Source organism: Polaromonas sp. P1_G1, assembly GCF_056405595.1.
Genome location: NZ_JBFUBU010000018.1, coordinates 1 through 26,456 on the forward strand (window position 1 = coordinate 1; position 26,456 = coordinate 26,456).

Below are 26,456 nucleotides of genomic sequence, written 5' to 3' on the forward strand. Positions count from 1 at the left end.
ACTCAAGGGCGCCAGCATCGTTGGCGTGTTCTGGGGCGACTTTGCGAAGAAAGAACCCAAGGCCAATGCGGCCATGATGGGCGAGCTGGCCCAGTGGTATGGCCAGGGCAAGATCAAGCCCGTGATCGACCGCACCATGCCCATGGCAGAGCTCAAGGCCGCCTACGCCCACATGGGCTCACGTGGCGTGATGGGCAAGCTGGTGATGGTGAACTAGGCGCCAGATAAACCCTGGTTGCACGCTACCAAGCATCCAAAGAAAAAACCCTGCATTCTTGCGAATGCAGGGTTTTTCATATTTTGGGGTGGCTGATGGGGCTCGAACCCACGACAACAGGAATCACAATCCTGGACTCTACCAACTGAGCTACAGCCACCGGAGCCCTGCATTATAGCGGCAAAGCCGCCGCTGTTTTATTGGGTAACGACTTCTTCCGCGCTTGCCTTGGCCTGCGCGGGCTTGGGGACCAGTATTTCCGCCTTGAAACGGTCTTTCAGGCTGTTGTAGTACGCCAGGCTTTCAGCCGACGTCCACCACTGGGCGTACTGGTCGCGCTGCTGTTTGGCCGCGGCTTCAACCGGCGCGTCGCGTGGAACCACCTTCTCGACCTTGACGATGGCGTAGCCCTGGCTGCCGAGGTCGACTCCCGCAAAAGCCGGCAAGGCACTGGCATCGGCGCGCAGCGCTGCATCGATCACCGGGATCGGCAATTTCTGCGTCTGCTCCCGGGACACAGCGACCGGCGCGGCCAACCCCGTTGCCGACGCGGGAGCAGCCTTCCAGGCGGCAAGCTTGGCCACGCCTTCTTTGCGGGCATCTTCCGCGGCGCGCTGCGCGAGCCAGCGCTGGCGCACGGTGTCCTTGACTTCGGCTAAAGGACGGGTGTGTGCCGGGGTGTATTGCACGATACGGCCCGAAGCCAGCTGGCTGGGCCCCACTTCAACGGCTTCTGTGTTGCGTTTTTTCTCGATCGCGTCCGGCGCGAACAGGGCATTGAGAAATTTCGGGTTGGCCAGCGCACCGGCCACGCCGACCTGGGGCAGGCGCGTCACGTTGGCCGCGGACTTGATCTCCAGCTTCAGGCGGTCCGCCGCCGGCTTGAGGCTTTCGGCCTGCTCGTACACCGCATTGGTGAAGACGTCAGCGGATTCAGCGAATTTTTTCTGCGCTTCCTGCTTTTTCATGGCGGCTTCAAGTTCCGGGCGCAATTCTTCAAAGCTGCGTTGCTTGGCGTCCGTCAGCTTGATGATGTGGTAGCCGAACTCGGACTCGACGACATCGCTGATCTCGCCTTTCTTCATGGCAAAAGCGGCATCTGCAAAAGGCTTGACCATGGAGCCGCGTGCGAAGAAATCCAGGTCGCCTCCTTTGACCGCAGAACCGGGGTCTTGCGAATTCTTGCGCGCCACGTCGGCGAAGGTATCGGGGGACTTCTTGACCTGCGCCAGCAGTTCCTGCGCTTTCGCCTTGGCTTTTTCACGGTCAGCCGCGGGGGCGGACTGGGGAGAAGCGATCAGGATGTGGCTGGCTCGCCGCTCGCCCTCAAAGCGCTGGATATTCTGCTCGTAATAGGTTTTCAGGTCGGCCGGATTGACGGAGAGGCTCTTGCCCACGCTGTCCATGTCCAGCACCACATACTCGATGCTGGCCTGTTCGGGCGCCTGGAAGAGCTTTTCATTGGCCTTGTAGAACTGCTCGAGGTCAGCGTCCGTCGGGTTCAGCTTGGCGGCGAAATCGGCGGCGTTGAATCGGGCCACCTGGATCTCGCGTTTTTCGAAGTAGGCGTTCAGCGCGATGTCGGCTGCCGAATTGGAAGCAAAACCGCTGGCGCCGACACCTACCATCACCTGCCGGTTCGCCAGGTCGGTGCGCACATTGGCCTCGAACATCTCGGGGCTCAAGCCCTGGGGCGCCAGCAACTGGCGATAGCGATCCATGTCGAGCTTGCCGTCCGGGCCGCGCAAGGAAGCGATCTCGGGGCTTTGCTGCAGTTCGCGCGCCAGGCGCTCGTTGCTCGTGGTGAGCTTGAACTTGTCGGCCGCGGCGGCGATGACACGCTCGCGCACCAGGCGCTCCAGAGAGGCATAGCGCGCCTCGGGCGAATCCAGCAGCTTGGGGTCCAGGTTGGGCATGGAGTTGCGGAGCTGGTCCATTTCGCGCTGGTGCGCGCGGTCCCAATCCGTCTGCGTGATGTCCCTGCCGTCCACCTTGGCGACCTTCGCGCTCTGGTCCTGGGATTTGTTATAGCCGTCGAGGCCCAACAACACGAAGGACGGAAGAATCAGCAAAAACAGCAGCACCATGACGATTTTGGTGTGCTTGCGAACGAAATCAAACATCTCGAATTTCCTGTACTGCTGCTAACGGACAAACCGGGCCACCAACAAAAAAGGCGAACCTCGTTCGCCTTTTTCCTCGTGGGTGGTGGGTGCTGACGGGCTCGAACCGCCGACCTACGCCGTGTAAGGGCGCTGCTCTACCAACTGAGCTAAGCACCCCACGTCAGAGTTCTTGTCAGTTCAAAGCATCCTTGAGCGCTTTGCCCGGACGGAACTTTGGAACCTTGGCTGCCTTGATTTTAATCGCATCGCCGGTCCGTGGATTACGGCCGGTGCGCGCAGCGCGTTTGCCCACCGCAAAAGTGCCAAAACCCACCAGAGACACGGAGCCTCCTTTTTTCAGGGTGGTTTTCACAGCGCCAATCGTGGATTCCAGTGCGCGCGTGGCGGCAGCTTTGGAAATGTCAGCATGTTTGGCAATGTGCTCGATCAGTTCAGTCTTGTTCACAAGGAGCCCCTCGTTGATAAAAAGTTAATCTGGTTGTCTCTAAAAAATATCTCCCGGGACACTGTGGTGATGGTGTCAGCGGGAGCGGCATGTGCAGGTTTTCTGCTGCTTCCAATTAGAGCCATGGACTTCTAACCTGTCAATACAGCAGCAAGTTTTTACAACGTGCGGAGGCGGATTCTAGACGTTTTTTCAACGCTTTCACGACTTAATCGTAAGCATGATGTGTAATTTTCATGCTTGACAAAACGCGGCTTTCCAACAGGTTTACACCCCCGCCAGAGCCTCCGCAACAGCTTTGCCGACATCGGTTGTGCCGGCCTTTCCGCCCAGGTCCGGCGTGCGGGGCGCACCACTTGCGGGACTCAATACTTTTTCGATCGCGGCGAGGATGCCGTCGTGCGCATCCTTGTGTCCCAGAAACTCGAGCATCATTGCACCGCACCAAATCTGGCCTATGGGATTGGCGATGTTGCGTCCCGCGATGTCGGGGGCTGAGCCGTGAACCGGCTCGAACAGCGAAGGAAATTTTCGCTCCGGGTTGAGGTTGGCGCTGGGCGCGATACCAATGGTTCCGGTGCAGGCTGGCCCGAGGTCGCTGAGGATGTCACCGAACAGGTTGCTGGCCACCACCACGTCGAAGAAATCCGGGCGTTGCACAAAATGCGCGGTGAGGATGTCGATGTGAAATTTATCCAGTTGGATGCCCGGATAGTTTTTCGCCATCTCGGCCACGCGCTCATCCCAATAAGGCATGGAAATCGAGATGCCGTTGGATTTGGTTGCACTGGTCAGGTGCTTCTTGGGCCGCGACTGCGCCAGCTCGAACGCGAATTTCAGCACCCGGTCGACACCGATACGGGTGAATACAGATTCCTGCAACACGAACTCGCGATCGGTTCCGGGAAAAGCCTTTCCGCCTATGCTCGAATACTCGCCCTCGGTGTTTTCGCGGACGATGTAAAAATCGATTTCGCCGGGCTGGCGCGGGCTGCCGTCGCGCCGCACCACGGGTGCGATGATGCCGGGCATCAAGCGTGCCGGCCGCAGGTTGATGTACTGGTCGAACTCGCGCCTGAACAGCAGCAGGGATCCCCACAGCGACACATGGTCGGGGATCTTGTCGGGCCAGCCCACCGCGCCGAAGTAGATCGCGTCGTGCCCTCCGATCTGGTCCTTCCAGTTGTCGGGGAGCATCTTGCCGTGCTTTTCAAAGTAGTCCCAGCTCGAAAAATCGAAATGGTCGAACTGCAGGTCAATGCCGTACTTGACAGCGGCGGCCTCCAGGACGCGTATGCCCTCGGGCATGACTTCCTTGCCGATGCCGTCGCCTGCGATGACGGCGATTTTCTTTTTTCCGGTGTGCTTGTTCATGAGGGGCCTTTGGGTATGTTGATCAGGGTTCGAAAAAAACGAGTGCCTGCGCCAGCAGCGATGCAGGCGCTTCTTCGGCTATGTAGTGGCCGCATGGCAGGCTCATGCCCGACACATCCTGCGCGCGCTCGCGCCAGAGATCGAGCACCTTGAAGCATTGGCCCACCGTGCCGTGTTCGCCCCACAGCACACGCAGCGGTTGCTTTAGCCGCAGGCCCTCGGCGACGTCGGCGCGGTCATGGACCAGATCGATAGTGGCGGAGGCCCGGTAGTCTTCGCAAATGCTCGCGGCAGTGCCAGGGATTTGCGCGCAACGCTCGTACTCAGCCAGTGCGGCGGGCGCGAATGCGGCAAGGCCGGCATGGCGCTTGCCCATCACGCCGCGCACGTAGCGCACCGGGTCGGACTCTATCAATGCTTCCGGCAAGGGCGGCGGCTGGATCAGGAAGAACCAGTGCCAGTAAGCGCGCGCAAAGGCATCCGAGGTGGCGCCGTACATGGCAAGGGTGGGCGCGATGTCCAGCAGCATCAGGCGCTGCACCGCATCCGGATGATCGGCCGCCAGCCGGTGCGCCACGCGCGCGCCGCGGTCATGGGCCAGCACCTGGAAGCGCGAAAATCCGCAGGCCTCCATGACGGCCATGGCGTCCAGCGCCATCGCGCGTTTTGAATAAGCCTGGTGATCCGCGTCACTCGCGACCCGGGCCGAATCCCCGTAGCCGCGCAGGTCCATCATGACCACGGTGAACACCTTGGCCAGTTCGCCGGCCACCGCATGCCACATCGCATGGGTTTGCGGGTGGCCGTGCAGCAGCAGCAAGGGCGCGCCGCTGCCACACTGCAAGACGCGCAGCCTGCCGGCGGGCCCTTGCACGTCACGTGAGGAAAATCCTTCGAACATCGATCAACCTTGATTCTGGTGGGAGCAGTTGCGGCCTGCCCGCCTGCCCCATTTACCTGGGACTGATTCTGTAGAAGATGCCGCTATGATTCAAGCAATAATCAGGCAACCAATTATTTCCTTTGAGGCATGAATGGATCGCAGTGATCTTGAACTGGTGCTTGCCGTGCGCGACGGCGGCAGCCTGACCGCCGCCGCGCTCAGCCTGGACGTGGCGCCGCCGGTGGTGACCAAACGCCTCGCCGCGCTGGAGGCCCAGCTGGGGCAACGCCTGTTTCAGCGCACCACACGGCGTGTCAGCCCCACGGCCGAAGGGGAAACCGTGTGCGAACGTGCGCAGGTCCTGCTACAAGGTTTTTTGGCGCTTGAATCGGAACTGCAGGAACGCAAGGCCGAACCCACCGGGCTGATCCGCCTGGCCGCTACCTTTGGTTTTGGGCGACTCTGGCTCGGGCCGGCGCTGGCCGCCTTCCAGGAGCGTTATCCGCGCATCGAGATCCAGCTGCAGCTGACCGAGCAACTGCCCGACCTGGCGCTCGAAGGTTTTGACGGCGCCATCTGGCTGTGGTCGGTGCAGGGCCGGCAGGCCGCGCAATGGGTGTCGCGCCGGCTCGCGCGCAACCAGCGCGTGCTGGTGGCCTCGCCCCGCTATATCAAGCAGCATGGCGAGCCCGCCGACCTGGAGGCGCTGCAGCATCACGCCTGCCTGATCGTGCGCGAGAACGGCAACGCCGCCGGCCAGCGCTTTGATGTGTGGCAATTGCACCGGGAGCGCGACAAGACACCGGCGCGTGTGCGCGTCCACGGCCCGCTGGCCAGCAACTCGGGTGAACTGGTGCGCGACTGGTGCCTGGAAGGCCGCGGCATCACGCTGCGCAGCCTGTGGGACATCGCGCCGCAGCTGGCTTCGGGGCAACTGGTGCGTGTGCTGCCCGCGTATTCCATGCCGGACGCCGACATCCACTGGCTGGCGCCCTACCGCACTGACCAGCCCCGGCGCATACGCCTGCTGATAGACCACCTGGCGGCGCAATTCCAGGACACGCCCTGGAAAACTACGCGGCCGGCGGCGGCTTCGCGGACCGCACCACGAGGCTCACGCCCAGCGCCGTGAGCACCGTTCCCACAATGGTGGCCGTGGTGATGGATTCACCAAACAGCGCCCAGGCCATCAGGGCCGTGGTGGGCGGCACGAGGTACAGCAGGCTGGTCACCGCGGTCGCCGCGCCGCGCTGGATCAGCAGGTAAAGCAGCGAACTGCCGCCCAGCGTGAGCACCAGCACCGACCAGGCCATGGCGCCCAGGAAATGGGGGGTCCAGCTGATCGCCTCGGTTTCGAACAGGGCCAGCGGCAAGGTCACCACAAAGGCGGCCGCCAGCTGGATGACGTTGGCGGTGCGCACGTCAGTCGGTTTAACGAAGCGCTTCTGGTAGAGCGTGCCGGCCGTGATGCTGAACAGGGAAAAGATGGTACAGGCCAGCGTCAGCGCGGTAACCTCGTGGCCCGTTCCGAATTTGCGTGACACCACCAGCAGCAGGCCGCCCAGGCCAAGCACCAGGCCTGCCCATTGCCGCGCTGTGACTTTGCTTGCCGCCTGGTCGTCGCCTGATGACACCCAGGACACCCACAGCGCCGTGAGCACAGGCTGAAGGCCAACGATGAGGGCCGTCAGGCCCGAACCCATGCCGGCCTTGACTGCGATCCAGACACCGCCCAGATAGGCCGCATGCATCAGTACACCCGTCACGGCCAGGTGGCCCCATTGCGCGCGGCTTCTGGGCCAGGCGGCGCGGGCCAGGACTATCCAGGCCAGGAAACAAACGATGGACAGGAAAAAGCGTATCGCCAGGAAGGTCAGCGGCGGCGCGTAAGGCATGCCGTATTTGGCGACGATGAAGCCGGTGCTCCAGATCACGACGAACACAGCGGGCATGACCCGGATCAAGGCACCCGGGGAGGAGGAAGGAGAACTCAAGGACGGCAACTTCAGGAAGGCGCGGAAATTATTTGGCGCGTGCGCGGATTTCCGGGATGGCTTTTTGCAGGTAATAAATCATGGACCAGACCGTGAGGATGGCGGAGATCCAGATCAGCCAGGTGCCCCACACATGCGTGTTGATCACGCCGAACAGCACGCCGTCGAACAGCAGAAAGGGGATGGCAATCATCTGCACGGTGGTCTTGACCTTGCCGAGCATGTGCACGGCCACGCTTTTTGTCGCCCCGATCAGGGCCATCCATTCGCGCAGCGCTGAGATGGCGATTTCACGGCCGATGATGATGAGGGCCACGAACACGTCGGCGCGCTGCAGGTGCACCAGCACCAGCAGGGAGGCGCAGACCAGGAATTTATCGGCCACCGGGTCGAGGAAGGCGCCGAAGGAGGAAGTCTGGTTCAGCTTGCGTGCCAGAAAGCCGTCCAGCCAGTCGGTCGCGGCGAAGACCACGAACATCACGRTGGCGATCAGGTTGCGCTCTGTGGGCGCCAGGTTCAGGTAGAACACCCCCACGATCAGCGGAATCGCAACAATGYGGGTCCAGGTCATCAGCGTGGGGATGGTCAGAAACATGACCCGATTTTGGCATGAGCCGCACCAAGACTGCCGCGCACCTGGTTAAAGCGCACCAAAACGGTGGTTTCCGTTGCTCAAATACGTCTGGGCCGCTCCACGTCGCCCGTCGGCCGAAAGGACGTCTCAATGCAAGGCGCGGTAGATTTCCTCGGCCAGGTCCTTCGAAATGCCATCCACTGTGGCGATGTCCTCGGCGCTGGCCGAGGCAATGCCGCGTATGCCGCCAAAGCGCTGAAGCAGGCTCGCGCGCCGCTTGGGACCTATACCCGCGATGTCTTCAAGCTTGCTGCCGCCTACCCTCACCTTGGCACGCTTGGCCCGCATGCCGGTGATGGCAAAGCGATGGGCCTCGTCGCGAATCTGCGCAATCAGCATCAGCGCGGCCGAATCCCGCCCTAAATAAACCTTGTCGCGCCCGTCGGCGAACACCAGCTCTTCCAGGCCGACCTTGCGGCCCTCGCCTTTTTCGACGCCCGCGATCAGCCCCAGGTCCAGGCCCAGTTCCTCGAACACTTCGCGCGCCATCGATACCTGTCCCTTGCCGCCGTCGACCAGCACCAGGTCGGGCAGCTTGGCCTCGCCATTGCGCGCGGCTTCGGCCACGCGGGTGTAGCGGCGCGTCAGCACCTGGCGCATGGCGGCGTAGTCGTCGCCGGGCGTGATGCCTTCGATGTTGTAGCGGCGGTATTCGCTGTTGACCATCTTGTGCTCCTGGAACACCACGCAGGAAGCCTGCGTCGATTCGCCGGCCGTGTGCGAGATATCGAAGCACTCGATGCGCAATGTGTCCAGATTGTCGAGCGGCAGGTCCAGCGCCTCGGCCAGCGCGCGCGTGCGTGCCTGCTGCGAGCCCTGCTCGGCCAGTAGCCGGGCCAGCTGCAGGCCGGCGTTTTTCTGCGCCATCTCCAGCCAGATCCGGCGCTGCTCGCGCGGCTGGTGAATCGCCGTGACTTTGGTGCCGGTCTGCGCGCTGAGCGCCTCCATCAATTCCTTGTCCACCGGCTCGCTGCACACCAGGGTCGGCGGGACCGGGACGTCAATATAGTGCTGGGCGATGAAGGCCTCCAGAACCAGGGCCTCCAGCGATTTCCCGGCTGGTGAAGGCGGCGCGGGCGCGGCGCTTTCGCCGGAAGCTTCCACTTGCGCGGCCTGCCGGGCGTCCGCATCGATCTCGGCATCGAGCGCCGCTACGTCGGTCGCGTTCTCCACATGGCTGGGGAAGTAGGCCCTGTCGCCCAGATGGCGGCCGCCGCGCACCATGGCGAGGTTGACGCAGGCCTTGCCGCCCTGCACTTTCACGGCCAGGATGTCGACGTCCTTGTCGCCGCCGATTTCCATGGACTGCTGGTGCAGCACCTTGGACAGCGCCGACATCTGGTTGCGCAGCTCGGCGGCCTGCTCGAACTCCAGCCGGTCGGCATGCACCAGCATCTTCTTTTCAAGCTCGGTCAGGATGTCCTGCGCCTGGCCCTGCAGGAAGCGCTCGGCGTTGGCGGTGTCCAGCGTGTATTGCTCGGGCGACACATGGCCCACGCAGGGCGCCGAGCAGCGCTTGATCTGGTACAGCAGGCAGGGCCGGGTGCGGTTGTTGAACACCGTGTCTTCGCAGGTGCGCAGGCGGAACACCTTTTGCAGCAGCAGGATGGTGTCCTTGACGGCCCAGGCGCTGGGGTAAGGCCCGAAGTAACGGTGCTTTTTCTCGACCGCGCCGCGGTAGTAGGCGATGCGCGGGAACACCGCGGCCGTGGGCCCCTCGCCCTCCACGGGCGCGCGCGCGCCTGTCAGCTTGAGGTAGGGGTAGCTTTTGTCGTCCCGAAACAGGATGTTGAATTTCGGGTTCAGCGTCTTGATSAGGTTGTTTTCCAGCAGCAGSGCCTCSGCCTCGGARCGCACCACCGTGGTYTCCATGCGSRCAATYTTGSTSACCATRTGGCCKATGCGCGTGCCGCCGTGGTTCTTCTGGAAATAGTTGGAAACCCGCTTCTTCAGGTTGCGCGCCTTGCCGACGTAAAGCACGCCGCCCTCCGCATCGAAGTAGCGATACACGCCCGGCAACGCGGGCAGCGCGGCCACTTCGGCCAGCAGCTCGGGCGTGTGCCCGCGGTTTGGCTTTTCAACGGGGGGATGTTCAGGCATGCCCCTATTTTGCCGCGTGCCGGCGCTTCAGGAGAAAATCCCTACCGGACCGGTATCCACCTGGAGGCTCCCAAGCAAGGGATTCAGCCCGGCCGGTAGTCCATGAGTTTTTTCGGCAGCCTGACCAGCCACAGGCGGGTGGGCTTCTCATCATCACTGCCATTGACGATTTCATACTTGAGCGGTGCTGCACCTTTGCATTTTTTGCCCCCGAGGACACCGGCGGCATTCACGCTGCAATCATCAATCTTGACGGCCTTGCCGTCCGCATCGACGATATGCGCGGACACGCCAAAGTCGTTGTCATTGATCAGCGCCAGCGTGTTTTCATCCACCAGGGCCAGGCCTTCGGCCTTCTCGGGAAGCCAGCCGAACTGGAGCTTTCCGCCCGCATCCTTTTTGCGCAGGTCGAGAATCTCCAGCCGTTTCGCGGGGGAGACCCCGACGGCCGACAGCTCACCCAGGGTGCTGGCATATTCCAGCTCAAGCCCGCCCGCCAGTTTCTTGCCGGTCAGGTCCGTGGCCTGGGCCACATCCACCGCCACCAGCAGGTTGTGCACTTCACCGTCGGCCTTGAATTTACCCTGCTCTATCAGCACAAAACGCGTGTCGCTCAAGGCGACGATGTCGCCGATCTTGGCATCCTTGCTCTTGCCGTAGCTCGCCACGTCGTGCGGATAGGCAAACATGCGGGTGGCACCGTTGGCGGGGTTGAACTCCACCAGGCGGATAAAGGGCGCTTTGCCGGTATGCCGGGCCGACGAACCGCTGCCCACATCAGGCATCTCCAGGGTGCTCTGGATGGCCACGACCAGCTTGCCTCCAGGCGTAATAGCCAAGCCTTCGCAGCCGCGATTCGGCTGGCGGAACTGGATCACTTCAGGCAAGCCGCCGGCCGGGGCGAATTTGGCCGCGATGCGGCCGCTGTCAATCGCCACCTTGATCAGGTACGGGCCGTATTCATCACAGATCCACACGTGTTTGCCATCCGGGTCCACGGCGATGGCCTCGGGATCAATGCCTTGGGCGTCGAAAGCCAGGGTGGCTTGCAGGGATTCTGTCAAAGGGGTTTCGCCGGAGGAGCCAATACCGCCCTGCACCGGGCGGCCGCTCACAGGCACACCTTCGGCGGTTTTGATATCGGTCACCGACACCAGTTCAGCCACGCCGTTCCTGACGCGGATCAGGCCAAACTTGGGCGTGTAATCGGGCGCGGGAAAGCTCTTGGTTTTGTGGGCCGCCGCGCCGCTGTTGCCGTGGTCAAGATCGGGCGAATCGCCGTTGGGGCCGCGATCGGTCAATGCGTAAAACCACAAAGTACCGTCGGCATCCTTGTTGCGCAATGTCAGCCCCGAGCCCGGCGCGATGGGAAAGCCCTGGGGAAACCGCTGCTGGATGCCTGCGTCCGCACCGGTGTAAGGCACGTAAAAGCGGCTTGCAACCTGCAGCACATGCTTTGTCAGCGTCACACCTTCCACGACGGAAGTCTCTGTTTTTTCCATGCCGGCCTGCGCCCCCGTTGAAATTCCCCCGCCGGCGCATGCGGCCAAGCCGGCACCGAGGGCCAGCGCCAGGATACCAACGATGACCCGTGCGCACGAAACCGATTTATCTGGAACCACAATGAACTCCGTTTCAAATGGATGGCAGGTTGTAACCAGCCCGGGTGACGTGGTGATGACATGTGGATTGCAGAATGCCGCAGCACGCAGGTCGGCAGCGCGGCTGCATCACAATACCCGCCATGGCTGCTGCGCGCGTTTGGGACATTTTTTGCAAAGTCATCGACAACTTCGGGGACATCGGCGTGTGCTGGCGCCTGGCCGCCGACCTGGCCTCGCGCGGCCACACGGTGCGGCTCTGGGTCGATGACGCCTCGGCCCTGCGCTGGATGGTGCCGGCCGGATGCGAAGGGGTTCGCGTGCAGCCCTGGCCGCAGGACGGCACGCCGCTGGACCTGGAAGCCGCCGGCTTTGCGCACCAGGCACCCGAGGTGCTGGTCGAAGCCTTCGGCTGTGAGATTGCGCCTGAATTCGTGGCGGCTTGCGCCCGGGTAGCGGCCGAGACCGGCCGTCCACCCGTCTGGATCAACCTCGAATACCTGTCCGCCGAGGACTACGTCGAGCGCTCCCATGCCCTGCCCTCGCCGGTGCAAAACGGCCCGGCGGCGGACTGGACCAAATGGTTTTTTTACCCCGGCTTCACCGAAAATACCGGCGGGCTGCTGCGCGAACCCGGCCTGCTGGAGCGACAGACCCGTTTTGACCGCGCCGGCTGGCTCAAAGCCCAGGGAATCGGCTGGAACGGCGAAGCGCTGGTGTCCCTGTTTTGCTACGAACCCCCGGCGCTGCAAAGCCTGCTGGCCCAACTGGCACTACAAGGCCTGCAGGGCCGGCCCGTGCGCCTGCTGGTGGCCGCCGGGCGCGCCGCCGGCGCGGTGCGCGCCCTCGCGTTCGAGGAAAACGAGCAGCTCTCGATCTCCTACCTGTCCCTGTTGTCGCAAGTGGAGTTTGACCACCTGCTCTGGGCCTGCGACCTGAATTTCGTGCGCGGCGAGGWCTCCCTGGTGCGGGCGATCTGGGCTGGGAAGCCTTTCGTCTGGCAGATCTACCCCCAGCAAGACGACATCCACCAGGCCAAGCTGCAGGCCTTTCTGCACATGCTGCAAGCGCCGCCCTCCCTGCGCGCTTTTCATGTCGCCTGGAACAGCCAGGCAGAGCCCGGGGAAGCCCCGGCGCCATTGCCTGCCAACCTGTCCGCCTGGCAGGCCACGGCGCTGGCGGGCCGCGCCCGGCTGGCGGCCCAGGACGACCTGGTGACCCAATTGCTCGGCTTTGTGGCAAAAAAACGCTAAAATCATAGGCTTTGCGGATCAATCTGAAGATCGACCCAACCTGGGCGACCCGCACAACCCGCCGCGTAACCTGCACACCGGTGCAAGCGTTTAGCGGCCTACCTCAGTGAAACTGCTATGAAAATCGCTCAAGAAATACGCGCTGGCAACGTCATCATGAACGGCAAAGACCCGATGGTGGTGCTCAAGACCGAATACAGCCGCGGTGGGCGCAATTCCGCCACCGTGCGCATGAAGCTCAAAAGCCTGGTCGCCAACTTCAACACCGAAGTCGTGTTCAAGGCCGACGACAAGATCGACCAGATCGTCCTGGACAAGAAGGACTGCACCTATTCCTACTTCGCCGACCCGCTGTACGTCTGCATGGACTCCGAGTACAACCAGTACGAAGTCGAAGCCGAAAACATGGGCGACTCGCTGAACTACCTGCAGGACGGCATGGAACTCGAAGTCGTGTTCTACGACGGCAAGGCCATCTCGGTCGAACTGCCCACCAGCGTGCAGCGCGAAATCACCTGGACCGAACCCGCCGTCAAGGGCGATACCTCCGGCAAGGTCCTGAAGCCCGCCAAGATCGCCACCGGTTTTGAAATCGGCGTGCCCATCTTCGTGGCGCAGGGCGACGTGGTCGAAATCGACACCCGCACCGGCGAATACCGCAAGCGCGTGTAAACCGCTTCGGCACCCCGCAAAAAGGCTCCTCACGGAGCTTTTTTGCTTTTCGGGCCTGCTCACTTGCCCCGGAAATGACGGCCCCGCCCTGATCGTTGACAATGGCGCATGGAACAAAAACAAGACTTATCCGTCGGCCGCCTGGCCAACGCCTGGGCTGAACTACAGGCTTACGCCAGCGAGGGCAACCCCCTCGAAGCAGACGCCTCTCGCCTGGCCTTTGCCGACCCGGAGTTCTTGCTGCGGCGTGAAACCCGCGGCATACGTTTTCAGCTGGAACTGCTCAAGCCGGACCTGGAGCAGCAGGCCCACGGCATTGAAAACACCGTGGTGGTGTTCGGCAGCGCCCGGTTCCGCAGCGAAGAAGACTCCGCCCTGATGGTGGCCGAGGCCGAAGCCGGCGGCGATCCCGAGGTGATAGACCGCGCGAAGAAGCTGGCGCGCAACGCCCACTACTACGAGAGCGCCCGCGCCTTCGGCAAGCTGGTGGCCCAGTACAGCGATGACAAGCCGCCGGAAACCAAACTCTTCATCTGCACCGGCGGCGGCCCGGGCATCATGCAGGCGGCCAACCGGGGCGCGCACGAGGCCGGCGGCCTCAGCGTGGGCCTGGCCATCGTGCTGCCCATGGAAGAAGCGCCGAATCCCTACGTGCCGCCTGAGCTCTCCTTCAAGTTCCACTACTTCGCGCTGCGCAAGATGCACTTCATGATGCGCGCCAAGGCGCTGGTGGTGTTTCCGGGCGGCTTCGGCACGCTGGACGAATTGTTTGAGGTCATCACGCTGGTGCAGACGCGCAAGGCCAAACCGGTGCCCATCATTCTTTTCGGCAGCAGCTACTGGAAGCGCCTGCTCAACACCGAGATGCTGGTCGAGGAAGGCGTGATCTCGCCGAACGACCTCAAACTGCTGCAGTACGTGGACGACCCACAGGTCGCCTGGGGCCTGATCAAGGACTTTTACCGTCTTTGAGTTCGCCGTGCCCGCCATGGGCCGGCATGCAGTCCTTGAGCAGCCAGGCCGCCCGCGAGCCGGCCCCCACCATCATGCCGGTGGTCCAGAACACGCCGGCGATCCCCACCAGCGCGCCGGCCGTGCCGAACAGCATGGGCATCACCACGCTGGATGCATTGATCGCCATCAGCCGCAATCCCAGCGCCTCGCCGTGGCGCGCCTCCGGCGTGATCTGGTGCAGCATGCTCATGACCATGGGCTGCACCATGCCGAGCGCCAGGCCCAGCAGGATGGAACACAGGCCCATGCCGATCGCCGAGTGCATCAGCGGGTAGATGCCGAACAGCACCGCCGTCGTCAGCATGGACACCGCCAGCACCTTCCACTCGCGCAGATGCGCCGCCACCAGCGGCATCACCATGCGGATCAGCGCCGCCGCCACCGCGAAGGAGCCCAGGATGGTGCCAATCACCGATGCGCTGATGCCGCGCTCAAAACCCAGCACCGGCACCACAAAGGTGTGGACGTCCCAGCAGGACGACAAAAACCAGTTCACCAGCATCAGGCGGCGGAAGGTGGCCTGGCGCAGCAGATCCCAGGCCTTCGGTTGCGGGCCGCCGCTGGCGGCGATCACAGGCGGCAGCTCCCGCGTCTTGCGCACCAGGAACCAGCTGGCCATCGGCAATATGGCCATCAGCAGAAACGCCGCGCGATAACCCGAGGTGCTGCCGGGCATGGCGCCCACATGGTCGATCAGCAGGCCGGCCGAAAAGGGGCCGATGAAGTTGGAAACCGCCGGGCCTATGGCCAGCCAGCTGAACACCTGGCGCAGTTCCAGCGCGCCGACCGCCGCGCGGCCCACGTGGCGCTGCAGCGAAATCACCGCCGCACCGGTTGCGCCGCCCGTCAGCAGCGCCGCAAGGCACAGCACCGGGAACACCGGGAAGGCCACCGCCGCCCCGGCCCCCAGCACGGCGGCGAACACGCTGTAGCTGATGGGCTTGCGCAAGCCGTGCCGGTCGGCAAAGCGGCCCGCCGGCAACGCCAGGAAGACCTGCGTCAGGGCAAACAGCGCGAGCAGCACGCCCACAGCCGCCGGGCTGTAGCCTTCGCGCAGCGCCAGCAGGGGCGCCGCCATGCGCGTGCCGGCCATGCAGGCATGCAAGCAGATCTGCGCCAGGATCAGGCGAGCGAGTTCACGCGTCATGAGGCGGAGCTCATGCGATATGCATCAGGAATTGTCCAGGTCTTTGTCAAGAGGGTCCAATGGAAGCAGGCGGGCGGAATCGACTTCGGGCAGGGCTTCAACGTTGCGCAAGGCCTTGCCCATGACGCGGCTGCGCTGCTCGGCGCTGCTCAGCGTGTTGAGCACGGTTTCGGTTTGCGATTTGACCTTGGCCAGCACGTCGCCGAACTTGCCGAACTCGGTCTTGACCGCGCCCAGCACTTGCCACACCTCGCTGGAGCGCTTTTCCAGCGCCAGCGTGCGAAAGCCCATCTGCAGCGAGTTGAGCATGGCCAGCAGCGTGGTCGGGCCGGCCAGCGTGACACGGTGGTCGCGCTGCAGGAACTCCATCAGGCCGGGCCGGCGCAGCACTTCGGCATACAGGCCTTCGGTCGGCAGGAACAGGATGGCGAAATCGGTGGTGTACGGCGGGTCTATGTATTTTTCGGCGATCGACTTCGCCTCGTTGCGAATCCGCACTTCGAGCGCCTTGCCGGCGATTTCAGCACCCAGCACGTCGGCACGCTGCTGCGCATCCAGCAGGCGTTCATAGTCTTCATTCGGGAATTTCGCGTCGATCGGCAGCCACAGCGGCTCGCCCGAATCCGACCGGCCCGGCAGCTTGATCGCGAAGTCGACCGGATTCTTGCCGCCGCGCCGCGTGATGACCTGGGCCGCATACTGGTCGACAGTGAACACCTGCTCCAGCAGCGCCGACAACTGCGCTTCACCGAAAATGCCGCGCGTTTTTACATTGGTCAGCAGGTGCTTGAGGTCGCCCACGCCCTGCGCCAAAGTCTGCATCTCGCCCAGACCCTTGTGCACCTGCTCCAGCCGGTCCGCCACCTGCTTGAAGCTTTCGCCCAGGCGGGTTTCCAGCGTAGTTTGCAGTTTTTCGTCGACCGTCTTGCGCATCTCGTCGAGCTTGGCCGAGTTGGTCTGCTGCAACTGCGCCAGCTGCTTTTCCAGCGTCTCGCGCACTTCGACCATGCGCCTGGCATTCGATTCGCTGACGGACTGCAACTGCGTGGTCAGGGTATCCGACAGCGTTTTCTGCAGCAAGGTCAGCTGCTGCGCGAATGCGTCGATTTGCGTGTTCTGCGTGCGGATGGCCTCGGCACTTTGCTGCACCAGCGTTTGCTGGAAAGTCGCGAAGGTGGTCGCCAGTTCCTGGCGGCTGCTGCGCGAGTTGTCGCCGATCTCGCGCCGCAGCTCACGCTCCAGTTTGTCGTGGCCCGCCGCGATAGTTGCCAGCAGCTCTGTGCGGCCGGTATCCGAGGGTTCGGTGGGCTTGCGCAGCAGCAGCCAGACCAGCAGGAGCAGGTTGGCCCCCCCCAGGGCAATCATCAGCCAGGTTTCCATCATGGGTTCATTGTCCGCTTGCCGCCTTCTTTGTGCTTATTGGCCGGCCAGTACCGCAGGGTTGAGCGGGGTCGGAGGCTTCTTGCCACTGAAAAACGCGATCAGGTTGTCGGCGGCCAGGCTCGCCATGGCCAGGCGTGTGGGGATGGTGGCGCTGGCGATGTGCGGCGTCAACACCACGTTGGGCACGGTCAGCAGGTCGGGGTGCACCTTGGGTTCGCCCTCGAAGACGTCCAGCCCGGCGGCCGCGATGCGTTTGTCACGCAGGGCCGCGGCCAATGCGGCATCGTCCACAATGCCGCCGCGCGCGATGTTGATCAGCGTGGCGGTCGGCTTCATCATGGCCAGCTCGGCCGCCGCGATGCTGTGGTGGGAGGCCGGCGAATACGGCAGCACCAGCACCAGGTGGTCGGCCGTCTTGAGCAACTCTTCCTTGCCGACATAGCTGGCCTTGCATTCGGCCTCCAGCGCGGCATCCAGGCGCGAACGGTTGTGGTAAATCACCTTCATGCCAAAGCCATGGGCGCCGCGCTTGGCGATGCCCTGCCCTATGCGGCCCATGCCCAGGATGCCCAGGGTGGCGCCGTGGATGTCGGAACCTGCGAACATGTCGTAGCTCCATTTGGTCCATTTGCCGGCGCGCAGATAGTGTTCGCTCTCGGTGACGCGGCGGGCCGTGGCCATCAGCAGCGCAAAACCGAAGTCGGCCGTGGTTTCAGTCAGCACGTCGGGTGCGTTGGTGGCCAGCACGCCGGCCGCCGTCATCGCGTCGATGTCGAAGTTGTTGTAGCCCACGGCCATGTTGGCGCAGATCTTCAGGCCTGGGCAGGCGGCCAGCACTTCCGCATCAATCTTGTCGCCGCCGGTGGTGAAGGCGCCGGCCTTGCCTTTGAGGCGCTCGGTCAGCTGAGCCTTGGACCAAGTCTCGTCACCCTGGTTGGATTCGACCTCGAAATGTTGCTCCAGGCGGGCGATGACTTCGGGGAACACGGCGCGTGCGACAAGGATTTTGGGTTTACTCATGGTGTTTCAGGGTGGGGTGAAAGCCGATGCTAGCGATTCGGGGGAAGAATCAACAGCCGATGAAAAAGGTGAAGTGGCCGCAGCTTGCCGCACGCGGGGTGCGTCGGGATGCCAGCCCAGCACGGCCAGCAGCACGAAGAATCCGATCACGTAGCCCAGCGCCACATGCCAGCCGCCCTTGAGCCAGGCGCCGACTGATTTGGCCTCGGGGTACATATTGGACAGTGCCACGCCTGCGGAGGAGCCGAACCACAGCATGCTGCCGCCGAAGCCGACGGCATAGGCCAGGAAGCCCCAGTCGTAGCCGCCCTGGCGCAGGGCCAGCGCCGTGAGCGGAATGTTGTCGAACACCGCGCTCACAAAACCCAGGCCGAAAGCGGTTTGCCAGCTGGCGGCCGGCAAGTGCTGCACCGGCATCATGGAGGCGCACAAGACCAGCGACAACAGGAACACGCTTCCACGCGCGGCCTCGGGCAGCAGGCTCCAACTGGGGCGGCGCCAGGGCGTGGTCAGCACGATCGCGGCCCACACGGCGATGCCTATCACCGGAAGTTGTTCAAGCACCACGGGGTTGCGCAGGTTGAAGTACACATTGGCGGCCACCGCCGACAGCAGGATGATCGCCACGATGCCCAGCCGCGACCAGTGCAGCTGCGCGCCCGGCACGGCGTCTTTCATGATGGGCTGGAACGCATGCTGCTGGCGCGCGGCGATCACGCCGAAGATGGCCAGCGCCACCACGGCGCCCACATAGGACTCGAACACCTGGCCCGGAGAGACGCCGCCTATCCACATCATGGTGGTGGTGGTGTCGCCCACCACGCTGCCCGAGCCCCCCGCATTGCTGGCGGCCACGATGGCGGCCAGGAAACCGATGTGGACGCGTTTGCGGTAGAGCACGGCCGCCATGGTGCCGCCTATCATGGCCGCCGCGATGTTGTCGAGAAAGCTGGAAAGCACGAAGACCAACACCAGCATTACAAAGCCGCCCTTCCAGTCGTCGGGCAGGTAGCGCGGCAGCAGCGCTGGAATGCCGCTTTTTTCAAAATGATCGGACAGCAGCGCAAAACCCAGCAGCAGGCCCAGCAGGTTGGCCAGCGTCACCCACTCATGCGCCAGCAATTGCAGCAAGCCGCCCAATCCCGGTGTGCCCGAAAAATCTCCCAGCACTAGCTTGTAAAGCGTGATCACCGCCAGGCCCGCCAGCGCCACCTTGAGTGTGTGATGGTGCAACACCGCCACACCGAGCAGCGTCAGGCCAAACAACACAAAATCAAGGGGGACGCCTGCTATAGCCACGCGCTGGTTTTCAAATAGAAGATAAGTAAGCTGTCGATTATGCAGGCGAGGTGATTTCAAACACCTGGCGCAGGTAGGCCAGGTATTTTTCGTCGTCGCACATGTTCTTGGAAGGGGTGTCGGAGAGCTTGGCCACCGGCTGGCCGTTGCAGCGGATCATCTTGATGACGATCTGCAGCGGCTCGTAGCCGAGGTCGTTGGTCAGGTTGGTGCCGATGCCGAAGGCCAGCTGGCAGCGGCCCTTGAACTGCTGGTACAGCTCTATGGTGCGCGGCACCGTGAGGCCGTCGCTGAAGATCAGCGTCTTGGTCTTGGGGTCGACGCGGTTTTTTGTGTAATGCGCGAGCATGCGCTCGCCCCACTGGAACGGGTCCCCGCTGTCGTGGCGCGCGCCGTCGAACAGCTTGCAGAAGTACATGTCGAAGTCGCGCAGGAAAGCGCTCATGCCGTAGACATCGGACAGCGCGATGCCCAGGTCGCCCCGGTACTCCTTCGCCCAGGACTCGAAACCGAAGACCTGGCTGTCGCGCAGCCGCGGCCCCAGCGCCTGGCAGGCCTGCAGGTACTCGTGCGCCATGGTGCCCAGGGGCGTCAGGCCCAGCTTCATCGCGAACAGCACGTTGCTGGTACCGGCGAGCTGGCCCTGCACTCCCGTGCCCAGGCGGGTGACCAGCGTGCGCAGCACTTCCTCGTGCCAGGCTTTGCCGAAGCGGCGGCGCGTGCCGTAGTCGGCGATCTTGAGCGCGCCCAGGCCCTCGGCCTGCAACTGGCCTATCTTGGTGTCCAGCCGCCGGCGGCCTTCGCTGACGTCGGCCTTCTTCTGCGTGTTGCGAAAGTAGACCTCGTTGATGATGGCGAGCACCGGGATCTCGAACAGGATGGTGTGCAGCCAGGGGCCCTTGATGGACACCTCGATTTCACCCGAAGGCAGCGCCGTGACGTCCACATACTTCTCATTGAGCCGGAAGATGCCGAGGAAATCAATGAAGTCGCTTTTGATGAAACGCATGGCCTTGAGGTAGGCCAGCTCGGCATCCTGGAACCGCAGGCTGCACAGGCCGCGGATTTCCTCGCGTATCTCGGTGACATAGGGCGCCAGGTCGCCTATGCCGGACGCGCCCGCATTGCGGCATTTGAAGCGGTACTCCACCTCGGCACCCGGAAACTGGTGCAAGACCACCTGCATCATGGTGAACTTGTACAGATCCGTATCGAGCAAGCTGGTAATAATCATGGGGAACGCTTGAGGCCGTGGCGCCAAGGCGCCTTGGTGGTTAATCAGGTGAACAGGCCCGCTGCAAACCGTGCAGGCGGGCCATCAACTCGCGCCGGCTCAGGTGCCCAGAAAATCCACTTCAAACAGCAAGGTGGCGTTAGGCGGAATCACGCCGCCGGCACCGCGCGCGCCGTAGCCCAGTTCGGCCGGGATGATCAGGCGGCGCGTGCCGCCCACCGACATGCCCTGCACGCCTTCGTCCCAGCCGCGWATGACCTGGCCCGCGCCCAGCGAGAACTCAAAAGGCTGGCCGCGGTCCTTGCTGGAGTCGAACTTGGCGCCTTGCACGCCGTTGTTGTAGAGCCAGCCGGTGTAGTGGACCTTGACGTTCTGGCCCGCCTTGGCGATGGCGCCGGTGCCCAGCACCGTGTCTTCGTACTGCAGGCCGGAGGGAGTGGTCGTGATGTTGCTCATGGGGAGGTCCTTTTGGAGGAAATGGGAGGATTAAAAAGAGAAGAGAGAAAGAAAAAACGGGAAAGAAGCGGGTCTTTCTTCACGAACCCCTGACTTTACCCGCAACCAGCAAAACCAGCCTGTCAGCGCGGGCAGCGAGCAACTGGTTCTGCTCGGCCACCAGCAGGCCCAGGCCCTGTTGCCGCAGCGCCAGCAGCGCATCACGAATCGCTTCCACCAGCACCGGGGCAATGCCCTCGCAGGGTTCGTCGAGCAGCAGGATGCGGGGACCGGTCATCAGCGTACGGGCGATCGCGAGCATCTGCTGCTCGCCCCCGCTCATCTGGGCGGCGCGGCGTCCCAGCATGGACTTGAGCGCGGGGAACAGGTCCAGCGCCCTGGCCTCCTGCGCCGCCACGTCGCGACCCGCCGCAATGCGCAGGTTTTCGCGCACGGTGAGTTCGGTGAAGAGCCGCCGGTCTTCGGCGACATAACCCAGGCCGGCCTGCGCGCGGCGGTGGGTGTCCCAGCGTTCAATGGGGGCCAGGTCCGTGCCCTGGGCCCCCGCCGGGTCGCGGTAGCGGATGTGGCCTTCGGTGCGCACCTCCAGGCCCATCAGGGATTTGAGCAGCGTGGATTTCCCCGCCCCATTCAAGCCCTGCAGTACCACCAGTTCACCGGGCACCACCCGCAGCGACACCTCGAACAGCGCCTGGGCCGGGCCGTAAAAAGCGTTGAGCTTGTCGACCTCAAGCATGGCCTGGCCCCTCCCCGCCCGCCTGGCCCAGGTAGCGGCTGCGCACCACGGCGTCGCGCGAGATTTCCTCGAAGGAACCTTGCGCCGCCAGCCGGCCTTCGATCAGCACCAGTACGCGGTCGGCCACGCCGGCCACGGCGTCCATATTGTGTTCGGTGTAAAGCACCGCCATGCCCTGCCCCGCCAGGCGCTTCACGAGTTTCATCAGGTCGGCGCGCTCAGGCCCGGCGAGACCAGCGGCCGGTTCGTCCAGCAGCAGGAGTTGCGGCCGGGCCGCCAGCGCCAGGGCCAGTTCCAGCCGCTTTTTCGCGCCATAGGGCAGGCTCAGCGCATCCTGCGTTGCCAGCGCTTCAAGCCCGGTCTGCGCCAGCAAGGCCAGGGCCGGCTCGCGCGCCTGGCCGTCCAGGCGCCTGAAAGCTGAGACGGCCCGTGAGCCCAGCCGCGCCTGCACGGCCAGCTGCACATTCTGCAGCACCGTGAGCGCTTCAAACACCTGGGCCACCTGGAAGGTGCGCGCCACGCCCTGCCGCAGGCGCGACTGCGGGCTGAGCCCCTGCAGCGCCTGGCCGTTCCAGGCGATGTCGCCGCCCGTCAGCGGGTACTGGCCGGCGATGCAGGCAAAGGTGGTGGACTTGCCGGCGCCGTTGGGTCCTATCAGGGCGACGCATTGGCCCGGTAGCACCTCAAAGCTCACGCCGTCCACGGCACGCAGGCCGCCAAAATGCTTGACGAGTTGCCGGACCTGCAGCATCAGGCGGCCTTTCGAGGCTTGCGCCGCCAGATGCCGGCAAGCCGCGGGAGCAAACCCAGCAGCCCCGAGGGCGAAGCCACCATGATCAGCATGATGAAGACGCCCAGCAAGCCGCGCCAGTAAGTCACTTCCCGTCCGAGTTCGGCGCCGGCGTAGCTCAACACGATGCTGCCCGCCACCGCGCCCCAGAGCTGGTGCACGCCGCCCAGCAAGACCACCAGCAAGGCGTCGACCGAAGTGGAGACCGACGCGAGCGAGGGAAACACCGCGCCTTTGTGCGCGGCGGCCAGGCCGCCTGCCAGGCCGGCCAACACGGCGCTCTCCACAAAAATACGGTACTTGAGCCAGCCCACCGCCAGCCCCGAGGCCGAGGCGCGCAAAGGCGCGTCGCGCAAGGCCTGCAGCGCGGCCCCCATGACGGATCGGCCCAGAAAGTGCAGCGCGGCCACGGCCATCAATGCCAGCGCCACCAGCAGCGCGTAAAACACCGGCCGGCCCTCGTCGCTCACCAGCGTGAGTCCGATCAGGCCGTTGTCGCCGCCGGTGAAGTCCACCCACTGCGTGGCGCCGGCCCAGATCACCTGCGCGAGCGCCAGTGACAGCATGGCCAGGTAAACGCCGCTGCTGCGCACCACCGCCGCGCCGAACACCGCGGCCACCGCCAGGGCCGCGCCGCAGCCGGCCGCCAGTGCCAGCGGCAGCGACGCGCCCCACAGGCTGTGCGACAGTGCCGCGCCGTAAGCGCCCAGCGCAAAGAAGGCGGCATGGCCAAAGCTGACCAGGCCGCCCAGCGCCATCATGGACTGCAGGCTGATGCCGAAAATCATCAGGATCAGCGCATCAGCCGCCAGCGCCTGCCAGTAAGGCCCGCCCGCCCATGCCAGGGCGGCCAGCAGCAAAAAGGCGGCTGTGATCGCCGAGGATCCGGCCGCGCCTATTGCCAGGCCGCGAAACCTCTGGACCGCCTCGCGCACGCCGCCGCCGGCCTCCTGCGCCGAGATCGCCTTGCCGTTGAGCCCCTGGGGCCGGAACACCAGCACCACGGCCATGGTCAGGAACACGATCACCAGCGTGGCCTGCGGAAACACGTTGATGCCGAAGGCATGGACCAGCCCGATCAGCAGGGCCGCCACAAAGGCGCCGCCTATGCTGCCCAGCCCGCCGGTGACCACCACCACAAAGGTTTCCACGATCACGTTCATGTCCATCTGCAGGTGGGCGGGTTCGCGCGGAAGCTGCAGGGCCCCGGCCAGGCCGGCCAGCGCGCAGCCCAGCACCACGGCGCCCAACATCAGCGGACGCGGGTTGACGCCGAGCGCCGCGAGCATGGAACGGTCCTGCGTGGCCGCGCGCAGGCGCTGGCCGAAGCGCGAGCGCCGCAGCAGCAGGTGCAGGCCCAGCCAGACCAGCGGGCCCAGCGCGATCATCACGAGCTGGTAGACGGGAAAGAACTCGTCGCCGATCTGCACCGAGCCCCTGAGGCCCGGAAAGCGCGGCGCGAACACCTCGTCGGGACCAAAGCCCCACTGCATCGCATCGTGCATCGCCAGCGTGAGGCCGAAGGTGGCGACCAGCTGGTAAAGCTCGGGCGCGCCGCTCATGCGCCTGAGCAGCAGGAATTCAGCCGCGGCGCCCGCCAGCCCCGCGCAGGCCGCGCCCATCAGAATCGCAAGCAGGTATAGCGGAGCGCTCTCGCCCCAGGCCGGGAACCAGTGCGTGATCCAATGCGCCGTGAACAGCGCGCCCAGCATGAAAAAACTGCCGTGCGCGAAATTGACGATGCGCGTCACGCCGAAGATCAGCGTGAGCCCCGCCGCCATCAGGAACAGCGTGGTGGCGTAAGACAGTCCACCGAGCAGCTGGACCACGGAAAAGGTCATCCAATCAGTCCAGCCAGGTGGTGAACTCGGAAGCTGGGACTCTTGGCGTACGGAAGGTATTCACCAGCGCTGTTTCGTCGGCATAGCCCAGCGCCATGCCGCACACCAGCATCTCGTCTTCACCCGCACCTATATGCGGCAGGATGATTTTGCCGAAGCCGTTCCAGGCGGCCTGCGGACAGGTGTGCAGTCCCAGGCCGCGCGCGGCCACCATGAGGTTCTGCATGAACATGCCGTAGTCCACCAGCGAGCCCCGGCCCATCACGCGGTCCAGCGTGAACATCAGGCCCACAGGCGCGTCGAAGAATTGGAAGTTGCGGTGATGCTGCGCATGCATCCTGTCCTTGTCGCCCTTGGCGATGCCCAGCAGGCCGTAGAGGCCCCAGCCGTTTGCGCGGCGCCGGTCTATATAGGGCGAGACCCACTGTTCGGGGTAATAGTCGTACTCCTCTTTGTACTCGGCGGCCAGGGCCGGGTTGGCGTGCAGCGCGTCATGGGCGCGGCAGACCTTTTCGACCAGGGTATCGCGGCTCGCGCCCTGCAGCACATAGGCCTTCCAGGGCTGGGTGTTGGTGCCCGAGGGCGCGCGGCTGGCGATTTCCAGCAAGTGGGCGATGGTTTCGCGCGGCACCGGTGTGGGCAGGAACTGGCGTATGGACTGGCGGCTGACGATGGCTTCGTCGACCGCGTTGCGCGCATCGCCCGCGTGGCGGGGAGTGATATAGGGAAGCACGGGCGGTGCCTGGGTCATCGGAGTGTCTCCAGTACGGAAAGCAGTTCGGGTGGCAAGGGCGCCGGCCGGCGCGTGGCGCGGTCTACATAGACGTGGATGAAATGGCCTTTGGCGGCGCAGGGCTGGCGTTCATCGCCGGGGAACAAGGCCACCTCGTAGCGCACGCTGGACGAGCCGACGTGCGCCACGCGAATCCCGGCCACCACGGGCTCGGGAAAGGCCAGCGGCGCGAAGTAGTTGCATTGGGTCTCTATCACCAGGCCGATCACGCCGCCGGTGTGGATGTCGATGGCGCCGCGTTCAATCAGCAGGCCGTTGACGGCAGTGTCGAACCAGCTGTAGTAGACGACGTTGTTGACGTGGCCGTAGGTGTCGTTGTCGGACCAGCGGGTGCCGATGTCGCGGAAAGCTTTGTAGGCGCTACGGGCTTCGGCTTGCGGTCGTGTCGGGGAGGTCATGAGGCCCTATTTTGCCAGCGCGGGCCAGGGCGGGCTCGGGGGCCATGTTTGACCCGATGGCGTGAGGTTCACGCCCCAGCAATTCGGGCAGGCGGTTCGGCCGGGGAATGTTGTCCCGCTGCAGCAGGATCCAGTGCCCATAGGAGAAAGGAGAGAAATGCAGCACGTCACAAACATGCGAGCCCACCCGCGCCATCCAGTTGGGCAGGGGCAATTGCAGGGCGGGGGTGCCGGTGTAGTCGGCGCGCAGCGCACGCAGGTACTCGGCATAACCGTAGCGGCGTGTGCCGCCCAGTTCGACTTCGCGGTGGGCGGCCAGCGAAGGCATGGCCGCCAGGACGGCAAAAGCCAGGCCGAGGTCTGCGGCCGTCATCGCCGCGATGCCGCCGCGCGCGGCGCGCGGGATGGCGTGCAAGGGCGAGCGCGACAGGCCGCGAAGCCAACGCGCGCCAAAGCCGCCCTCGCCGTCGAGCAACGAGGGACGCACGATGGCGTAATCGCTGCCTGAGGCCGCGATGGCGCGCTCGCCGAGGGACTTGCTCGACAGGAAGCGGCTCTTGGCACCCTCGTGCAAGCCCAGGGCCGAGGTGTGGATGAAGCGTATGCCCGCCGCGGCACAGGCCAGGGCCAGCGCCGCCGGTGCGCGGTGGTGCACGTGGTCGTAAGACTCATTCGGCCGCTGGCGCAGGATGCCCACGCAGTTGACGACCACGTCGACATCCTTGAGCAAGGCGTCCCAGGCATCCGGGTTCAGCAACTGTTCAAAGCGCGCAAGGCGCATGGCGGCAAAGGGATAAGCGGCTTCATGGCGCTCCGGATGGCGGCTGCCTATCGCGACTTGTGCGCCGCAGGCATGCAGCGCCGCCACGGCATGGCGGCCGATAAAGCCGGTACCGCCGAGAACCAGTACTCGCAGAGAGGAAGGTTTTTCAAGAGCGTCGTGAATATCGGGAGTGGTCGGCGGCATGTTTTTTTGCTCTGCTACGTCAGGGGTCGCCGAGGGCGAATCCCTGGCAATGTAGCAGCAATGCCGGGCATGCCCCGGC

Annotated in this window: 25 protein-coding genes and 2 tRNA genes; 5 read left to right on the forward strand and 22 right to left on the reverse strand. The window is 64.2% G+C overall.

Annotation, left to right across the window (positions count from 1 at the left end; all coding sequences use genetic code 11):
* Positions 1-217: zinc-binding dehydrogenase (locus AC1D1Y_RS10900; protein WP_477682361.1), on the forward strand; the 217-nt coding region annotated here is incomplete at its 5' end.
* Between the two features lie 84 nt (positions 218-301).
* Here the strand turns inward: AC1D1Y_RS10900 and AC1D1Y_RS10905 are convergent.
* The 6 genes from AC1D1Y_RS10905 to AC1D1Y_RS10930 all read right to left on the reverse strand — a co-directional run bounded on the left by AC1D1Y_RS10905 (position 302) and on the right by AC1D1Y_RS10930 (position 5,063).
* A tRNA-His gene (locus AC1D1Y_RS10905) sits at positions 302-377 on the reverse strand.
* A 37-nt stretch (positions 378-414) separates the two neighbouring features.
* A complete protein-coding gene (locus AC1D1Y_RS10910) occupies positions 415-2,340 on the reverse strand; it encodes a SurA N-terminal domain-containing protein (protein WP_477682362.1) in 1,926 nt (641 codons plus the stop codon).
* An 83-nt stretch (positions 2,341-2,423) separates the two neighbouring features.
* Positions 2,424-2,499: transfer RNA gene (locus tag AC1D1Y_RS10915), tRNA-Val, on the reverse strand.
* A 16-nt stretch (positions 2,500-2,515) separates the two neighbouring features.
* The gene (locus tag AC1D1Y_RS10920; protein ID WP_007874140.1) at positions 2,516-2,788 is read right to left on the reverse strand and encodes an HU family DNA-binding protein; all 273 of its coding nucleotides are present in this window, start codon (positions 2,786-2,788) and stop codon (positions 2,516-2,518) included.
* 267 nt (positions 2,789-3,055) lie between these two features.
* Complete coding sequence (locus AC1D1Y_RS10925) at positions 3,056-4,162, reverse strand: tartrate dehydrogenase (protein WP_477682363.1); 1,107 nt, start codon at positions 4,160-4,162, stop codon at positions 3,056-3,058.
* Between the two features lie 22 nt (positions 4,163-4,184).
* Positions 4,185-5,063 (reverse strand): alpha/beta fold hydrolase, encoded by an 879-nt coding sequence (locus tag AC1D1Y_RS10930; RefSeq protein WP_477682364.1) that lies wholly within the window; start codon positions 5,061-5,063, stop codon positions 4,185-4,187.
* 133 nt (positions 5,064-5,196) lie between these two features.
* Between AC1D1Y_RS10930 and AC1D1Y_RS10935 the strand changes: the two genes are divergently transcribed.
* The gene (locus AC1D1Y_RS10935; RefSeq protein ID WP_477682365.1) at positions 5,197-6,177 is read left to right on the forward strand and encodes a LysR family transcriptional regulator; all 981 of its coding nucleotides are present in this window, start codon (positions 5,197-5,199) and stop codon (positions 6,175-6,177) included.
* Here the strand turns inward: AC1D1Y_RS10935 and AC1D1Y_RS10940 are convergent.
* From AC1D1Y_RS10940 to AC1D1Y_RS10955, 4 genes are all read right to left on the reverse strand, one after another.
* Entirely contained in the window at positions 6,119-6,997 is an 879-nt protein-coding gene (locus AC1D1Y_RS10940) for a DMT family transporter (protein ID WP_477682366.1), read from the reverse strand. The genes AC1D1Y_RS10935 and AC1D1Y_RS10940 overlap by 59 nt on opposite strands.
* A gap of 70 nt (positions 6,998-7,067) precedes the next feature.
* Positions 7,068-7,634: a CDP-diacylglycerol--glycerol-3-phosphate 3-phosphatidyltransferase gene (gene pgsA / locus AC1D1Y_RS10945; protein ID WP_477682367.1), complete on the reverse strand. Its 567-nt coding sequence runs from the start codon at positions 7,632-7,634 to the stop codon at positions 7,068-7,070.
* 126 nt (positions 7,635-7,760) lie between these two features.
* A complete protein-coding gene (gene uvrC / locus AC1D1Y_RS10950) occupies positions 7,761-9,773 on the reverse strand; it encodes an excinuclease ABC subunit UvrC (RefSeq protein WP_477682368.1) in 2,013 nt (670 codons plus the stop codon).
* A gap of 83 nt (positions 9,774-9,856) precedes the next feature.
* Positions 9,857-11,275, reverse strand: a complete 1,419-nt coding sequence (locus AC1D1Y_RS10955) for an esterase-like activity of phytase family protein (RefSeq protein WP_477682369.1) — start codon at positions 11,273-11,275, stop codon at positions 9,857-9,859.
* Between the two features lie 242 nt (positions 11,276-11,517).
* Here AC1D1Y_RS10955 and earP point away from each other — a divergent pair, with 242 nt between their 5' ends.
* From earP to AC1D1Y_RS10970, 3 genes are all read left to right on the forward strand, one after another.
* On the forward strand, positions 11,518-12,627 hold the full coding sequence (gene earP / locus AC1D1Y_RS10960; protein WP_477682370.1) for an elongation factor P maturation arginine rhamnosyltransferase EarP: 1,110 nt from the start codon (positions 11,518-11,520) through the stop codon (positions 12,625-12,627).
* A gap of 117 nt (positions 12,628-12,744) precedes the next feature.
* The gene (efp, locus tag AC1D1Y_RS10965) at positions 12,745-13,299 is read left to right on the forward strand and encodes an elongation factor P (RefSeq protein ID WP_411883615.1); all 555 of its coding nucleotides are present in this window, start codon (positions 12,745-12,747) and stop codon (positions 13,297-13,299) included.
* Between the two features lie 108 nt (positions 13,300-13,407).
* Positions 13,408-14,271, forward strand: a complete 864-nt coding sequence (locus AC1D1Y_RS10970; RefSeq protein ID WP_477654117.1) for an LOG family protein — start codon at positions 13,408-13,410, stop codon at positions 14,269-14,271.
* Here the strand turns inward: AC1D1Y_RS10970 and AC1D1Y_RS10975 are convergent.
* From AC1D1Y_RS10975 to AC1D1Y_RS11030, 12 genes are all read right to left on the reverse strand, one after another.
* Positions 14,249-15,460 (reverse strand): MFS transporter, encoded by a 1,212-nt coding sequence (locus AC1D1Y_RS10975; protein WP_477682371.1) that lies wholly within the window; start codon positions 15,458-15,460, stop codon positions 14,249-14,251. The two genes, AC1D1Y_RS10970 and AC1D1Y_RS10975, sit on opposite strands and share 23 nt — an antisense overlap.
* Before the next feature lie 24 nt (positions 15,461-15,484).
* On the reverse strand, positions 15,485-16,840 hold the full coding sequence (gene rmuC / locus AC1D1Y_RS10980; RefSeq protein WP_477682433.1) for a DNA recombination protein RmuC: 1,356 nt from the start codon (positions 16,838-16,840) through the stop codon (positions 15,485-15,487).
* A gap of 36 nt (positions 16,841-16,876) precedes the next feature.
* On the reverse strand, positions 16,877-17,863 hold the full coding sequence (locus AC1D1Y_RS10985) for a 2-hydroxyacid dehydrogenase (RefSeq protein ID WP_477682372.1): 987 nt from the start codon (positions 17,861-17,863) through the stop codon (positions 16,877-16,879).
* Between the two features lie 6 nt (positions 17,864-17,869).
* Positions 17,870-19,162 carry a citrate transporter gene (locus AC1D1Y_RS10990; RefSeq protein WP_477682373.1) on the reverse strand — a complete coding sequence of 431 codons (1,293 nt, stop codon included), beginning with the start codon at positions 19,160-19,162 and terminating at the stop codon, positions 17,870-17,872.
* Between the two features lie 37 nt (positions 19,163-19,199).
* Entirely contained in the window at positions 19,200-20,396 is a 1,197-nt protein-coding gene (gene pncB / locus AC1D1Y_RS10995; RefSeq protein WP_477682374.1) for a nicotinate phosphoribosyltransferase, read from the reverse strand.
* Between the two features lie 99 nt (positions 20,397-20,495).
* Positions 20,496-20,852: an FKBP-type peptidyl-prolyl cis-trans isomerase gene (locus AC1D1Y_RS11000; RefSeq protein WP_477654122.1), complete on the reverse strand. Its 357-nt coding sequence runs from the start codon at positions 20,850-20,852 to the stop codon at positions 20,496-20,498.
* Positions 20,853-20,931: 79 nt separating this feature from the next.
* A complete protein-coding gene (locus AC1D1Y_RS11005) occupies positions 20,932-21,588 on the reverse strand; it encodes an ABC transporter ATP-binding protein (RefSeq protein WP_477682375.1) in 657 nt (218 codons plus the stop codon).
* Entirely contained in the window at positions 21,581-22,339 is a 759-nt protein-coding gene (locus tag AC1D1Y_RS11010; RefSeq protein WP_477682376.1) for an ABC transporter ATP-binding protein, read from the reverse strand. The genes AC1D1Y_RS11005 and AC1D1Y_RS11010 overlap by 8 nt, the downstream gene beginning before the upstream one ends.
* Positions 22,339-24,219, reverse strand: a complete 1,881-nt coding sequence (locus tag AC1D1Y_RS11015) for an ABC transporter permease (RefSeq protein WP_477682377.1) — start codon at positions 24,217-24,219, stop codon at positions 22,339-22,341. Before AC1D1Y_RS11015 ends, AC1D1Y_RS11010 begins: the two co-directional genes overlap by 1 nt.
* A 4-nt stretch (positions 24,220-24,223) precedes the next feature.
* A complete protein-coding gene (locus tag AC1D1Y_RS11020; RefSeq protein WP_477682378.1) occupies positions 24,224-24,970 on the reverse strand; it encodes a nitroreductase in 747 nt (248 codons plus the stop codon).
* Positions 24,967-25,410: an acyl-CoA thioesterase gene (locus AC1D1Y_RS11025; protein WP_477682379.1), complete on the reverse strand. Its 444-nt coding sequence runs from the start codon at positions 25,408-25,410 to the stop codon at positions 24,967-24,969. Before AC1D1Y_RS11025 ends, AC1D1Y_RS11020 begins: the two co-directional genes overlap by 4 nt.
* Positions 25,373-26,377 (reverse strand): NAD(P)H-binding protein, encoded by a 1,005-nt coding sequence (locus AC1D1Y_RS11030; RefSeq protein WP_477682380.1) that lies wholly within the window; start codon positions 26,375-26,377, stop codon positions 25,373-25,375. Before AC1D1Y_RS11030 ends, AC1D1Y_RS11025 begins: the two co-directional genes overlap by 38 nt.
* Between the last annotated feature and the right edge of the window lie 79 nt (positions 26,378-26,456).